Below are 13,251 nucleotides of genomic sequence, written 5' to 3'. Positions count from 1 at the left end.
GTGGCGCCCTCGCCGCTAAGGAGTTGGCATGAACATGAAACGCAGGGCGTCCGTCTTCGTCGGCGCGGGTATAGCGCCCCTGATCGCGCTGAGCCTCCCGGCGGGCGAGGCGAGCGCGCACGGCTACATCTCGGACCCGCCGAGCCGTCAGGCACAGTGTGCCGCCGGAACGGTGGCCTGTGGTGACATCAAGTACGAGCCGCAGAGCGTCGAAGGTCCCAAGGGCCTGACGAGCTGCAGCGGTGGCAATTCGCGGTACGCCGAACTCGACGACGACAGCAAGGGCTGGGCAGTCACGCCGGTTCCGTCCAAGGCGAGCTTCAGCTGGAAACTGACCGCACGTCACGCCACCAACACCTGGCAGTACTTCGTCGGCGGTCAGAAGATCGCGGAGATCGACGACGGCGGGGCGCAGCCGGGCGAGACCGTCACCCACCAGGTCGACTTCGGCGGTCTGAAGGGCAAGCAGAAGGTTCTCGCGGTCTGGAACATCGCGGACACCTCCAACGCCTTCTACGCCTGCATCGATGTGAACGTCGGCGGCTGAACGCGGACAGCTGACCGCAGGGAATTGAACGCGGGAGGTCGAACGTCGGGCCGGTCGTCGCCGAGGCGGCCGGCCTTCGCCGTGCGCACGGCGTATGCGCGGGGGCGGGAGCGGGCGGCTCAGGGGCGCGGCCGGCCGGCGGCGTGGGCATCGGCGAAGTCCCAGACCACCGGGAGCAGTTGCCCGGGCGTCTCGGACTGGGGCATATGGCCGGTGCCGGGCAGCAGACGGAACTCGGCGTCCGGGACCGCCTGTGCGTACGCGCGTCCGTAGTCGGCGTCCACGATCTGGTCGCTCGCGCCCCATGCCACCAGGGTCGGGTGGGCGACCTTGGCCAGGCGCTCGGCCAGAGTGGGATCGGCCATGGTGTGTGGGCCCGAATACACCTGAAGGGTCGCGCTGTTGGCGGCCATGGCCGCGCGCCGCGCCTCGGAGAGCGCGCTGGGGTCGAAGCGGAACTTCGAGGGGTCGTGGAAGGAGAGGCGGGACAGCTCGACCGGCGTCAGGCCGAAGGTGTCGGCGATCGGGTGGCCGGGGACGTGGATCCCGACCGCGTTGACGAGGGTGACGCTGCTGATCCGGTCGCTGTTCAGGGTCCCCAGTTCGGCGGCGATCCAGCCGCCGATGGAGTTGCCGACGACGGCCACGTCCCGCAGATCGAGTGCGCGTCGAGCGCACCGCCTTCGCCTGCGAGTTCCTGCTCCGCGGTGTGCTCGCCCGCGAGGGGGCGGTACGGGCGATGATCGCGGCCACCATCACCAAGCCCGCCGCCGCGACCGCGCGGCCCGGAATCCGCTTCGGGCTGATCGACCAGGCGCTCCGGCCGCTCGACGGCACCCTCGGGGTGACGGACCCGGAAGCGTTCGCCCAGCTCAAACGGGATCTCGCGGTGGTGGTGAGCGCCGAGGCGCTCTTCACCCTCATGGATCTGTGCGGGCTCGATCCGCAGACCGCGGTGGCCAGCGCCGTGCGCACCGCGACCACCTTGACGCAGGCCGCGGTGCGCACGATCGAGTAGCGGTTCGGGGCGCCACCAAGCGCCGCACAGCGGCTACCGGGGTCCGTACGTAAGCCTCCGCAGCACCTTCTCGGCGGGCCCCGGAAGCGATCGGCGCTGCAGGAGATAGGCCCCGGCCACCGTGGTGAGCCAGACCAGGACGGCGCTCAGGCAGGCGGTGAGCGTCGGGCTGCCGGTGCGCTCTCCGAGCGCGAGGGCGAAGGGGGAGAGCAGCAGCACCCATGCGAGCGACTGGAACAGATAGCCGCTCAGCGACCGCTGTCCCAGGGCCGCGAGTGCCGCCACCGGGAGCTTCGGTCGCGCGTCGGAGCGGGCCTTCGACAGCCGCAGGGCGAGGAGCCCGAAGAGCGCCACGTATCCGGGGCCGCCGAACTGGCCGCTCACTTCGTACAGCATCAGGAACGCGTCCGCGGTGGAGCCGTCGACATGCGCGAATCCCGCGCTGACGAGGCCGATCGGCACCCCGCCCGCGAAGGCGATGCCGAGGGCGATCACGGCGGTGCGGATCAGCAGGCGCCGGTGCCGGGCGGGGTCCTCCAGTACGCCCCGGCGCGCGGCCCACGCGCCCAGCCAGACGATCACGATGAACGGCACGACGGTCAGCGTGTGGATCGGCCACTCGCCGAGCCGGTCGGCCACGGACGTGGCGTAGTCGGGTGCCGACAGCGAATCGACACCGCCGTCCGTCGGCACGGCGGCGGAGCCTGATGTGCTCTTCGCGGCGTGGTACACGGCCATGCCCGCCACGACGGCGACGTAGACCACCATCCAGCCCCACAGCCACAGCACGACGCGCTGCACCCGCTCGCCGCGGCGCAGGAGCACCAGGGTGAAGAGGATGCCGACGATGCCGTAGGCCCCGAGGAAGTCGCCGAAGTTGAGCAGCGCGGCGTGGACGAGGCCGAAGGCGATGAGCCAGGCGTTGCGCTTCAGCAGCACCGAGCGCGCCGCGCCGGGCCCGGCGCCCTGCGCGTCCTGTCTGCGGGTGAGCTGCACCAGCCCGTAGCCGAACATCACGGCGAACATCGGATAGGCGCGAGCGTGCACGAAGACGAACATGGCGAGGTTGAACCCGCGCTCCCAGCCGTGGGGGGACGCCTCGGCGCCCGGCTGGTTGCCGAAGGTGAACACCGCGGCGTTCGCGAGCGCGATGAACAACAGCATGGTGCCCCGGGCCAGGTCGGGCGCCAGGGCCCGTTCGGTCCGGCGCACAGGGCCCCGTGCGGGGCCCGTGACATGGGACTGCGTTATGGCTGTCACCTGGAACTCTCTCCGTCCTGACATGAGGGCCCATGGGGCTACGGGACATGAGCGAGCCCTCGGCGCTGCTTAGTATAAGGGATAATCTATATGGGGAAAACTAAGTAGCCGTGCGCCATGATGTACCTGGTGAGCAACCGAGGTACGAGAAGGAGAAGCGCCATGTCGGCCGACCAGGAGGAGGCGCCCGCCGAGCTGGCCCGCCTGTGGAGGCTCCCGGTATCGGCCTCGGGCCTCGGCCGGCCCGCCGCGCTCGACACCGAGCGCGTGGTGCGTACGGGGGTGGAACTGGCGGACCGCGACGGGCTGCCGGGCGCGACGCTGCCGAAAATCGCGAAGGAGCTGGGCGTCTCCCCGATGTCCCTCTACCGCCATGTCGGATCCAAGGACGAGCTCCTCGTCCTCATGCGGGACCTGGCGCTCGGTGCGCCGCCCGAGGTCGAGACCGCTCCCGACCGCTGGCGTGCGGGGCTACGGCAGTGGACCGTCGCCCAGCGCCTGGTCAACCACGACCGCCCCTGGCTTCCCCGGCTCCCCATCGCGGGGCCGCCGATGGGACCTCATGAGATCGCGTGGATGGAAGCGGGCCTGAGCGCGCTGAGCGGCACGGGACTCGACTGGGCCGCGAAGGTCGGCAGTCTGACCCTGCTCAGCGGCTATGTGCGCCACGCCTCCCTGCTCGCCCAGGAACACGCGCAGGGCAGGAGCGAGACGGGCCTGAGCCAGGAGGAGGCCGAGCGGGCCTATGGCAGGACCCTCGCGCGGCTCATCACACCGGATCGCTTTCCGCAGGTGGCGCTGCTTTTCTCCTCGGGCCTGTTCGAGGCGGCGCCCGAGGGCGCGTATGACGATCCGGCGACCGACCATGACTTCGTCTTCGGCCTCGAACGCGTCCTCGACGGGATCGCCGTGGCCGTCGACCGTGCGCGGACGGCGGCGGAGACGGGGGCGACGGGGGAGGGGGCGACGCCGTAACGCGGGGGCTCGCGCAGCTCCGCGGCTCGGGCCCGGTGGTCCGGGCGGGGCGTCGTCAGGTGGGTGGCGGAGCGGGTCAACTCGGTGTCGGGGCAGTGGCATGCCCCCTTGTCCGCCCGTGCCGGGCGACGATCGCGTTCACGGTCTTGCCGCCCGGCTCCTCGTTCACGGTCGTGGCCGTGGCCATGTCGCAGATCATCGCCCAGCCGAATCCGCCGCCCTCTCCGCGGACATCCGGCGTGCGCCGGTGGGGTGGTACGCGGCTGGCATCACCCACGGCGATGGCGATGGCGTCAGGCTGGGCCGAAAGGCGCAGCGAACAGAACCGGCCGCCCGAGTGCCGTACGGCATTGGTGACAAGCTCCGAGACGACCAGCACCACCGCCTCGGCGGCACGCTGACCGGGCGCCGGATGCAGGCTTTCCAGGAAGGTGCCGGTGAGATGCCGTGCGTGCGAGGCCGCTTCGGGGCGGCACTCCAGGGTCGCCCGGAGTGCGGGCGGCGGGGTAGCCGTCCGCTGGGCCGTGGCGGTGTGCATGACGCTCACCTCGTTTCATCGGGTGTGTTTCGCGCGGTTGACGATGCAGACGCGCTTACCCGATGCGACGCTTCCGAAAAGCGGCGTCTCAGGATCCCTTTCCATAGGTGCGCGGTGCGGAGGTGGACGGCGGCAGATCGCCGTTGAAACGGGTGTCCACGTAATCGGCGAACTGGAAGCGGCGCGGGGTGAGCTTCAGCTTCGCGAAGGTGTCCGCGATCTGCTGCTCGGAGGCGACGGCGGGCTTGTCGACCGCGACATACACCCGAGTGCCGTTGGTCCGCTTCACGGAGTCCAGCGCCACCTGGTACGGCAGCCCGGTCTCCTTGCCCCACACCTTGGCCCACTCCTCGGGGTGCTGGTAGACCCAGTCCTGGGCCCGGCGCAGCCGCCCGAGATAGTCCTTGATGGCCTTCGCCTTCTTCGCGTCCTCGAGGGAGGAGGGGTTGGCGACCTGGAAGTTGAGGCCGTTGACCACGCCCTTGCCCGTGGTGAGCACCCGCCCGTCCGACTGGTGCAGCGCCTGGGAGGTGTACGGGTCCCAGACGGCCCAGGCGTCCACCTTGCCGCGGCTGAAGGCGGCCAGGGCGTCGGCGGGCTGCAGGAACTTGACCTGTACGTCCTTGATGGAGAGCCCGGCCTTGGCGAGCGAGGCGACCAGCTGGTAGTGGGCCGAGCTGCCCTGAGCGACCGCCACCGACCTGCCCTTGAGGTCGGTGGCCTTCTTCAGCGGCGACCCCTTCTTGACCAGGATGGCCTCGCCGTCGGCCGTGCCGTGCTTGGCCGCCACGACCTTGATGTCCGACTTGGCGGCCGCGGCGAAGACGGGCGGGGTGTTGCCCACCCCGCCGATGTCCACGGCCTTGGCGCTCACGGCCTCCAGGATCGGCGGGCCGGAGGTGAACGTCGACCACTTGATCTTGTAGGGAAGGTTGTCGAGCTGCCCGGCGGCGCGCAGCACCGCCTCGTCATTGCCCTTCTGGTCACCGACGTTGAGGGTCACATCGCCCTTGCCGTCGGTGTTGCCGGAGGAGCCGGAGCCGTTGTGGGGCGACGAGCTGACGCATGCGGACAGCAGCAGGGCGAGGGGGAGGGACAGGGCGGGGAGGATGCGCCGTCTCATGTCAGCGGGGTCCGTTCGGGAAGGTCGGGAAGGTCGGGAAGTGCGGGTAGTACGAGAGGTCCAGTGGGATCGCGAGAGGGCGCGACCGGGTGAAGTGGTGCGGGTGGTACGGGGGAACCAGGCGCCGTCAGGCGACCTTGTGGACGGCAGGCTCGGGCGCCTTCACGCCCAGCCGGTCCAGAAGCTCGGTGCGCAGCTCGGCGAGGAGCGGATCGGCGATGTCGCGCGGCCGGTCCCGGTCCACCCGGAGCTGATGCGCGATGACGCCCCCGTCCATCACCAGGACGCGATCGGCGAGCAGCAGCGCCTCCTCCACGTCATGCGTGACCAGCAGCACCGCGCAGCCGCGCCGCTGCCACAACTCGGCGACCAGCTGCTGGGCCGTGATCCGGGTGAGTGCGTCCAGCGCGCCGAACGGCTCGTCCAGCAGCAGCAGATCGGGCTCGCGCACCAGCGCACGGGCGAGCGAGGCGCGCTGGGCCTCACCGCCGGAGAGGGTCTTGGGCCAGGCGTCGACGCGGTGGCCGAGGCCGACCTCCGTCAGCGCCCGCTCGGCCACGGCCCGCCCCGGGCGGCCGGGCAGCCCGAGCAGCACATTGCGCCAGACCCGCTTCCAGGGCATCAGCCGCGGCGCCTGGAAGGCGACGGCCTTGCGGCGCGGCACCAGCACCTCGCCCTCGATCTCCCGGTCGAGCCCGGCGAGCACCCGCAGCAGGGTGGACTTGCCGCAGCCGCTGCGACCGAGCAGTGCCACGAACTCGCCCGCTTCAACGTCGAGTTGGAGATTGTCGATGACCACGCGGCCGTCGAACGAGCGGGTCAGCGAGCGAACGCGCACCGCCGCCTCGCCGGCCTCGCCCGCCACCTTCTCCCTCTCCGACCCCTGCTCCAGGGAGTTCACTTGCCGGTGAAGTTCGGTCGCCATTGCAGCAGCAGCCTCTCCAGAGTGCGGACGATGAAATCGGCGAGCAGGCCGAGGGCGGCGTAGACGATCAGGCAGACCACGATCACATCGGTCTGGAAGAACTCCCGCGCGCGGTTGAGCAGAAAGCCGATCCCGTCATCGGCGTTGATGGTCTCGCCGAAGACCAGCGCCAGCCAGGCGGTGGCGAGCGAGTAGCGCAGCCCGGTCATCGCGCCGGGGAGCGCCCCGGGCAGCACCACATGGCGGATCAGCCCCCAGCGGCCGAGCCCCAGGGCGGTCCCGGCCTCGATGAGCTGGGCGTCCACGCCGCGGATTCCCGCGTAGACGTTCAGATAGAGATGGAAGGTGACGCCCAGTGCGATGAGCGCGATCTTCGGGGCTTCGCCGATGCCCATCCAGATGATGAACAGCGGGATCATGCCGACCCAGGGGATGCTGCGCAGCATCTGCACACTCGCGTCGACGAGGTCCTCGCCGAGCCGGGAGAGCCCGGAGATCAGCGCGAGCGCGACACCGACCACCCCGCCGATCAGCAGCCCGATCAGCACCCGCTGCACCGACACCAGCATGGCGTGCGGGAGGGTGCCGTCCTGGAGGAGGTCGGAGGCGGTGCCGGCGATGGTGCCGGGCGAGGCCAGGATGTCGGAGGGCAACACACCGGTGGCGCTGGACACTTGCCAGAGCACCAGCAGCAGAAGGGGTCCGGTCGTGCGGCGCAGCCAGCGCGGCACGGGGCGGCGGCGCGCGGAAAGCGGCACGACCGGTTCGAGAACCGGGGGCATGGGGGCTCCACAAAGGGGGTACGCCTCGATGCCCGAACGCCACGACGGTCAGCGCGGTACGGCGGAACGGGACAGAGGCGAGCGGGAGGAGTGGGGAGGGAGAAGAAAGGTCAGCGGAGGCCGGGACACGCGGCGGACGCCACCCGCAGCAGGTCGATATGACCGCGCGTGGTGAGCAGGGCTGACGTAGACATGCCCTTGAAGTTAGCGACGGTGTCCGGAACCGGTCAACGGTGTCTTGCCCCTCGGACCTTTGTTGCGGGAGTTTTACGCGGTGGCGTACCAGGATGGTTCCATGAGCACATTCCGTACCCGCACCCTCCACGTCACCACCGGCTCCACCGAGACCGTCGCCGACCTCACCGCCGACTGCGAGGCGTATCTACGGGAGGTGGCGGGCGGCGGCGACGGCCTGCTCAACATCTTCGTCCCGCATGCCACGGCCGGGATCGCGATCCTGGAGACGGGCGCCGGCAGCGACACCGATCTGCTCCTGGCGCTGCGCGAGCTGCTCCCCGCCGACGACCGCTGGCGCCACCGCCACGGCAGCCCCGGCCATGGCCGCGACCACGTCCTCCCCGCCCTCGTACCCCCAGACGCCACCCTCCCGGTCATCGGTGGCAGGCTGGCGCTGGGCACCTGGCAGTCGGTGTGCCTGGTCGACACGAACGTCGACAACCCCGACCGCCAGGTCCGGCTGAGTTTCCTGGGCTAGGGAGCCCCCTCCGGATGCCGCCTCGGCGTGATGACGGGGCCCGGAGATGACCGGGATACTCTGGGCCCGTCAGCGAAGATCGTACATAGGCGGAGCACATGACAGACATCATGGAGACGGCGGCGCGCAAGGTGTTCGAGCGCTACGACCTCGACGGGGACGGTCTGGTCACCGCGGATGAATACCGGCAGGTCGTGGCGGAGCTGGAGGGCTCGGAGATCACCGCCGCGGAGGCCCAGGCGCTGATCGACTCGCTTGACACCAACGGCGATCGCCAGATGTCCTTCGAGGAGTTCTGGGCGGCCATGAACCGCTGACACTGCTGCCTCCGGCACGTGTGAGCGTGCCGGAGGCAACGGGGGCCGCGCAGTGACCCGAGCGGTACGCCCCGTAGGCAAGCGGGCTACGCCCAGCAGCCGTTGACCGTGGCGGCGAGGCCGTCGAGGGTGTCCTTGGTGGCGGCCGGGTCGGCGGAGGACTGGTTCTCGATGAAGGAGAAGACCTTCCACCGGCCGTCCGCCGCCTTCGTCAGTCCGCTCAGGGCGATGGCGCCGGTCAGGGTGCCCGTCTTGGCCTTGACCTGGCCGACGGCGCACTGGGAGTCCGGGGTGTCGAAGCGGCCCCACTCGGGCCCCAGGGTGCTGCCCGCCTCGCCCGCCACCGGCAGGCCCTCGTCGATGGAGCGCAGCCGATAGCTGTAGCGCGGATCGGTGAGCAGATCGAGGATGTCCGCGACGGTCCGGGCCGGGATGCGGTTTGCGCGGGAGAGCCCGCTGCCGTCGTAGATCTCGAAGTTCTCCATCGAGACGCCGTAGCGTCGGCTGAGGACGTCCCGTACCACGGCCGTGCCGTCCTCGAAGGTGGCGGGCTTACCGGCGGCGATCGCCGTCATGCGCAGCATCGTTTCGGCGATGTCGTTGTTGCTCGTCTTGAGCATCTTCTTGACCGCCTCGGCCAGCGTCGGGGACAGATGCTGTCCCACCGGCACATCCGTGGCCGACGCCGTGCCACGGGTGACCTCACCGTCGACGGTGACACCCTGGTCGGCGAGTTGCTTGGCGAAGATCTTCCCCGCGTCGATGGAGGTGTCCGCGGACAGCAATCCGTCGACCACCAGGGAGCGCACCGGCGAGACCTGGTCGTCGTAGTACGAGTCGTTCCAGCCGTTGGCCATGGACGGCTCGGCGAAGAGGCTGTCGTCGATACGGACCTTGACCGAGCCCAGGCCCGCGCTCTTGACCCCGGCGGCGGCGGACTTCGCGAGCTCGGTGACGTCGGCGGTGCTCAGCAGGCGGTCGCCGCCGCCTATGAGGGTGAGCGTGCCATCGCCGTAGACCACCTTGGTGGTGAACCGGTGCTCGGGGCCGAGTACGGTCAGCGCCGCCGTGGCGGTGGCCAGCTTGGCGTTGGACGCGGGCATCAGCGCGGTGTCGGCGTCGTGCCCCCAGATCACCTTGTCGGACTTGGAGTCCAGCACGATGCCGCTGAAGGTGTCGCCCAGGTTCGGGTTCTGGGCGCGGGTGTTGAGGTTGTCCGCGATCTTCTGCTCGGCGGAGTCGAGCCCGTCGCCGGCCACGGCCTGGGTCGTCGTGGTGGTCTTGGTGCTCTTGTCGGCGGCGAGCGCCGAGGGAGCGGACAGCAACGCACCGGTGACCGGAACGGCGGCGATGATGAACGCGCGGCGGACCGCGACGCTCATGGGCTTGGCTTTGCGATGACGCCCACTGGACGAGTTCGCGCTGGACATGGGGGGCTCCGCGGGCGAAAGGGTAACGGGGATACAGCGAAGTGAATACTTTAACCGGAACCGATCAGTTCCATATCGCCGGCCGGTGTGCATGTGGTGAAGCCACTAGGAAGATGTACCGATGCGCCGACTCCTCCGGCTATTTACGAGATGTTGCGACCACCGTTGAGAACGATCGCCTCGCTGTCCGTATCCATCGGCGTCGCGCTGTGCCCTCCGCCCCGGGACGGGGGTGAGCGGGCGCGGCCCGACGTGGCCGAGGGCAAGACGTCCCCGGCGTATGAAGACTGCCGATGAGGGGCGAAGGATGAGGAACAAGAGGAGACACAAGCGATCCAGGGTCATCGGGCTGACCGTGGTCGGGGTGACCGCACTGGCCGTGGGCGGCGGGGCGCTCCTGATGACCGACAACGATGCTTCCGCCGCCCGCCGACCGGCCGGGCGGCAGGCACCGGCCTGGGCGGCGATGACCGTCAAGTGTCCCGATGCCGCGACCCGGCTGTCGAATGTGCCGCAGCAGGCGCGGCCCGCCGTGGACAGGGAACTGGCGACCATGGACAGCCAGGTCGCCGACGCCTATCAGCGGCTGGCCGCGCGCGGCGCCGGCGCCGACCAGGACTGGGTGCGCACCCGGGTGCTGGAGCCGCTGGGCGCCCAGCGGCGTGGCGCGCTCAACCGCATCGGGAACGAGATCGGCCGGGTGGCGAGCCGCCCGTCCGGCCTGGCCACGCTGGCGTCCTGCACCGTGCAGCAGGCGGCCCCGGCCTCCGCACCGGCGGGCGGCGCCACCTCCGCACCGGCGGGCGCCACCCCCGCCGCGGGAACGGCCGCCCCCGCCGCGGGAACCGCCGCCCCCGCCGCTCCGGCCGCGGGTGGCCAGGCGCAGTCCGGCCCGGTGAAGGCGGACTTCGTGGACATCCGCAGGGTGCGGCCGAACGTCAAGAACCCCCGTACGCGGGCCAACGCCTCCCGCGGTACCTTCTCATCGCGCTGCGGCCGCAATGAGAACAAGCACTTCAACTCGGACAACGTGATCGTCGCTCCCGGTGTGAGCAACGGCGCCCACCATATGCACGACTATGTCGGCAACCGCGGCACCGACGCGTTCTCCACCAACGACAGCCTCGCCGCCGCCGGGACCACCTGCACCAACGGTGACCGCTCCACCCACTACTGGCCGGTCCTGCGGCAGCAGGACGGAACGAAGGAGGCCGACGCCGACCAGCCCGGCGGTGGCACCGAGGGCAATGTGGGGCGGATCCTGCGCCCGGAGACCGCGTCCATCAGCTTCCGTGGCAGCGCGGTCTCCAAGGTCGTCGAGATGCCCAAGTTCCTGCGCATCATCACCGGCGACGCCAAGGCGTTCACCAACGGCACGGCCAACGCCAACGCCTCCTGGAGCTGCACCGGATTCGAGAACCGGCAGCTGAAGGACAAGTACCCGCTGTGCCCCAAGGGCAGCAAGGTGGTCCGTACGTTCAAGTTCCAGAGCTGCTGGGACGGTAAGAACGCCGACAGCGCGAACCACCGCACCCATGTGGCCTTCGCGGACGCCAAGGGCGCGTGCGCCAAGGGGTTCAAGGCCATCCCGCAGCTGGTCCAGCGGATCACCTACAAGGTCGCGCCCGGCTCGCTCTTCGCGGTCGACAGCTTCCCCGAGCAGCTGCACAAGCCGGTCACCGACCACGGCGACTTCATCAACGTGATGTCCAACTCACTGATGAAGAAGGCCGTGAAGTGCATCAACACCGGGCGTAAGTGCGGCTGACCACCGCCACTACGGCCCGGTGCCCCGGCCGGACGGCCATCCGGCCGGGGCACCACCCGCGTGAAAGGCGGGCCATGGATCCTGCCATCAGTCCCGCGGTGTGCCCTTGGGAAGCTGGCGCCAGGTGACCTTGGTGTGGGCCCGGAAGGCCCAGTCCAGCATCTTCTTCGCGTCCGGGTAGCGCTTGGGAGCGTTGAGGATCACGCCCACGACGGTGCGTCCGTCACGCTTCGCGGCGAAGACGAGACACCTGCCGGGCGCGGTGCCGGTGCCCGTCTTGATGCCGATCGCGCCGCTGTACGAGCCCAGCAGCCGATTGGTGTTGTTCCAGAAGTACGTCCTGGTCCTGCCATTGGCGGCCGGGGCCTTCTGGATGGTGTCGACCGATTTGACGACCGTGCCGAGGGTGGAGTTCTTCAGCGCGTGCCTGGCCAGCTTGGCCATGTCGCGGGGCGTGGTGTAGTTCTGGCCCCCCTGCGAGATGCCGTCGAAGGTGTCGTAGTGGGACTTGGTCATCCCCAGCGCGGACGCCTTCTTGTTCATCTGCGCGATGAACGACTTGGTGCGCTTGGCGGTGGTGTCACCGGTGCCGAACGTGTCCGCGAGCGCCATGGCCGCGTCACAGCCGGACGGCAGCAGCAGCCCGTAGAGCAGCTGCTTGACGGTGAGCTTGTCCCCCTTCTGCAGGTCCGCCTTGCTGCCGCCGACGCGGGCGGTGTAGTCGATGTACGACTGCTTGACGGTGACCTTCTTGCCGAGATTGAGCCCCCGGGTGTCGAGCACCACGACCGCCGTCATGAGCTTGGTGGTGCTCGCCATCGGCCGCTTGGTGTCGGCCGCCTTGGCCCACAGCTGCTTGTCGGTGTTGTTGTCCAGCAGATACGCGCCCTTGGCGCTGACCCCCGACGGACCGCTCCTGGCCTCGGTGGCCTGGGCCGCGTTCGCCGGCACGGCGACCGTCAAGGCCGCCGCCGAGGCGATGACCGCCGTCCCCCAACGGCGGATCGCCTTACCCCCACGTCTTTCCATACGCCCTCCGTCTCTCCTGCGACATGCCCGTGAATGTCCGGGCACGCGACGCATGGTCTCACGGCCTCAACTGCCGGCCGCGACCCACTCGTAGGCCCGCTGGGCGTCGAACTCCGGCTGCCCGCCCCGGAAGAGCAGCCCGGCGGAGGCGAACGGCCCACCATCCGGCGACGGCCCGGCCACATACGGAACGGCGATACAGCGCATCCCCGCCCGCCGCGCCGCCTCCACCCCCGGACCGGCGTCCTCGACCACCACACACTGCCCCGGATCGACGGACAGCAGCCGCGCGGCGGCCAGGAACACATCCGGCTCCGGCTTGCCCCGGCCGACATCCTCCGCGGACACATACACCGGCAGCAGCGCGTCCAGCCCTGTGGCCTTCAGCGCGGTCTCGATCGCTGAGCGGGACGAACCGGAGGCGACGGCCAGCGGATGCCCGGCGGCCGTCAGCCGCTCCACGAAGGTGCGCATCACGGGAAAGATCTCGGTCGCCGCGGCCAGCTCCAGATAGTGCCGGTTCTTGACGGCGAGCAGCTCCTCCACCGGCGCCTCGATGCGATACCGGTCGCGCAGCGTCTCCAGGGTCTCCCGGGTGCCGATCCCGATGAACCGGGAGTGCTCCTCCCAGGTGAAGCCGGTGACCCCGTACCGCTCGAGAGTCCGCCGCCCCGCCTCGTAGTAGAGGGGCTCGGTGTCCACGAGAGTGCCGTCCAGGTCGAAGATCACGGCGGGCATGGTGCTCATGGGGACAGCATGCCAAGAGTCCGCCCCGTAGTGCTCACGAGGGAGCCTCCGGCCCCGGTGGGACGGAAGATGACGGC

Annotated in this window: 15 protein-coding genes; 6 read left to right on the top strand and 9 right to left on the bottom strand. The window is 70.0% G+C overall.

Going from position 1 to position 13,251, the window contains the following annotated elements:
* Window positions 1-28: 28 nt before the first annotated feature.
* Window positions 29-547 (top strand): lytic polysaccharide monooxygenase auxiliary activity family 9 protein, encoded by a 519-nt coding sequence (locus tag AS97_RS06770; RefSeq protein WP_059149349.1) that lies wholly within the window; start codon window positions 29-31, stop codon window positions 545-547.
* 119 nt (window positions 548-666) lie between these two features.
* Here AS97_RS06770 and AS97_RS06765 read toward each other — a convergent pair whose 3' ends face one another.
* Window positions 667-1,194, bottom strand: a complete 528-nt coding sequence (locus AS97_RS06765; protein WP_247204254.1) for an alpha/beta fold hydrolase — start codon at window positions 1,192-1,194, stop codon at window positions 667-669.
* A 14-nt stretch (window positions 1,195-1,208) separates the two neighbouring features.
* Between AS97_RS06765 and AS97_RS06760 the strand changes: the two genes are divergently transcribed.
* Window positions 1,209-1,565, top strand: a complete 357-nt coding sequence (locus AS97_RS06760) for a hypothetical protein (protein WP_247204253.1) — start codon at window positions 1,209-1,211, stop codon at window positions 1,563-1,565.
* Between the two features lie 33 nt (window positions 1,566-1,598).
* On the opposite strand, the gene AS97_RS06755 is transcribed toward AS97_RS06760, so the two are convergent.
* Window positions 1,599-2,825, bottom strand: a complete 1,227-nt coding sequence (locus AS97_RS06755) for a DUF418 domain-containing protein (RefSeq protein WP_079059946.1) — start codon at window positions 2,823-2,825, stop codon at window positions 1,599-1,601.
* Window positions 2,826-2,987: 162 nt separating this feature from the next.
* Here AS97_RS06755 and AS97_RS06750 point away from each other — a divergent pair, with 162 nt between their 5' ends.
* Window positions 2,988-3,800: a TetR/AcrR family transcriptional regulator gene (locus AS97_RS06750; RefSeq protein WP_059149354.1), complete on the top strand. Its 813-nt coding sequence runs from the start codon at window positions 2,988-2,990 to the stop codon at window positions 3,798-3,800.
* A 76-nt stretch (window positions 3,801-3,876) separates the two neighbouring features.
* On the opposite strand, the gene AS97_RS06745 is transcribed toward AS97_RS06750, so the two are convergent.
* The 4 genes from AS97_RS06745 to AS97_RS06730 form a co-directional block, all read right to left on the bottom strand.
* Complete coding sequence (locus AS97_RS06745) at window positions 3,877-4,338, bottom strand: ATP-binding protein (RefSeq protein ID WP_059149355.1); 462 nt, start codon at window positions 4,336-4,338, stop codon at window positions 3,877-3,879.
* Window positions 4,339-4,426: 88 nt separating this feature from the next.
* Window positions 4,427-5,461, bottom strand: coding sequence for an ABC transporter substrate-binding protein (locus AS97_RS06740; protein WP_059149356.1), 1,035 nt, complete (start codon window positions 5,459-5,461; stop codon window positions 4,427-4,429).
* Window positions 5,462-5,588: 127 nt separating this feature from the next.
* Entirely contained in the window at window positions 5,589-6,386 is a 798-nt protein-coding gene (locus AS97_RS06735; protein WP_059149357.1) for an ABC transporter ATP-binding protein, read from the bottom strand.
* On the bottom strand, window positions 6,359-7,168 hold the full coding sequence (locus AS97_RS06730) for an ABC transporter permease (protein ID WP_059149358.1): 810 nt from the start codon (window positions 7,166-7,168) through the stop codon (window positions 6,359-6,361). The genes AS97_RS06735 and AS97_RS06730 overlap by 28 nt, the downstream gene beginning before the upstream one ends.
* A gap of 295 nt (window positions 7,169-7,463) precedes the next feature.
* Between AS97_RS06730 and AS97_RS06725 the strand changes: the two genes are divergently transcribed.
* Together AS97_RS06725 and AS97_RS06720 are read left to right on the top strand one after the other, a co-directional pair.
* The gene (locus AS97_RS06725; protein ID WP_059149359.1) at window positions 7,464-7,883 is read left to right on the top strand and encodes a YjbQ family protein; all 420 of its coding nucleotides are present in this window, start codon (window positions 7,464-7,466) and stop codon (window positions 7,881-7,883) included.
* Window positions 7,884-7,981: 98 nt separating this feature from the next.
* Window positions 7,982-8,200, top strand: a complete 219-nt coding sequence (locus AS97_RS06720) for an EF-hand domain-containing protein (protein ID WP_059149360.1) — start codon at window positions 7,982-7,984, stop codon at window positions 8,198-8,200.
* An 86-nt stretch (window positions 8,201-8,286) separates the two neighbouring features.
* Here the strand turns inward: AS97_RS06720 and dacB are convergent, their stop codons facing one another.
* Window positions 8,287-9,630, bottom strand: a complete 1,344-nt coding sequence (gene dacB, locus AS97_RS06715; RefSeq protein ID WP_086706600.1) for a D-alanyl-D-alanine carboxypeptidase/D-alanyl-D-alanine-endopeptidase — start codon at window positions 9,628-9,630, stop codon at window positions 8,287-8,289.
* Window positions 9,631-9,937: 307 nt separating this feature from the next.
* Here dacB and AS97_RS06710 point away from each other — a divergent pair, with 307 nt between their 5' ends.
* Window positions 9,938-11,398: a DUF1996 domain-containing protein gene (locus tag AS97_RS06710; RefSeq protein ID WP_210564508.1), complete on the top strand. Its 1,461-nt coding sequence runs from the start codon at window positions 9,938-9,940 to the stop codon at window positions 11,396-11,398.
* Between the two features lie 87 nt (window positions 11,399-11,485).
* Here AS97_RS06710 and AS97_RS06705 read toward each other — a convergent pair whose 3' ends face one another.
* Window positions 11,486-12,427, bottom strand: a complete 942-nt coding sequence (locus AS97_RS06705) for a serine hydrolase (protein WP_059149363.1) — start codon at window positions 12,425-12,427, stop codon at window positions 11,486-11,488.
* A 66-nt stretch (window positions 12,428-12,493) separates the two neighbouring features.
* On the bottom strand, window positions 12,494-13,174 hold the full coding sequence (locus AS97_RS06700; protein WP_210564507.1) for an HAD family phosphatase: 681 nt from the start codon (window positions 13,172-13,174) through the stop codon (window positions 12,494-12,496).
* Window positions 13,175-13,251: the final 77 nt, after the last annotated feature.

The sequence above is a fragment of the Streptomyces sp. AgN23 genome, from assembly GCF_001598115.1.
Taxonomy (GTDB): domain Bacteria; phylum Actinomycetota; class Actinomycetes; order Streptomycetales; family Streptomycetaceae; genus Streptomyces; species Streptomyces antimycoticus.
Note: the sequence above shows the minus strand (reverse complement) of the source record. Positions and strands in the feature narration are given on the sequence as shown.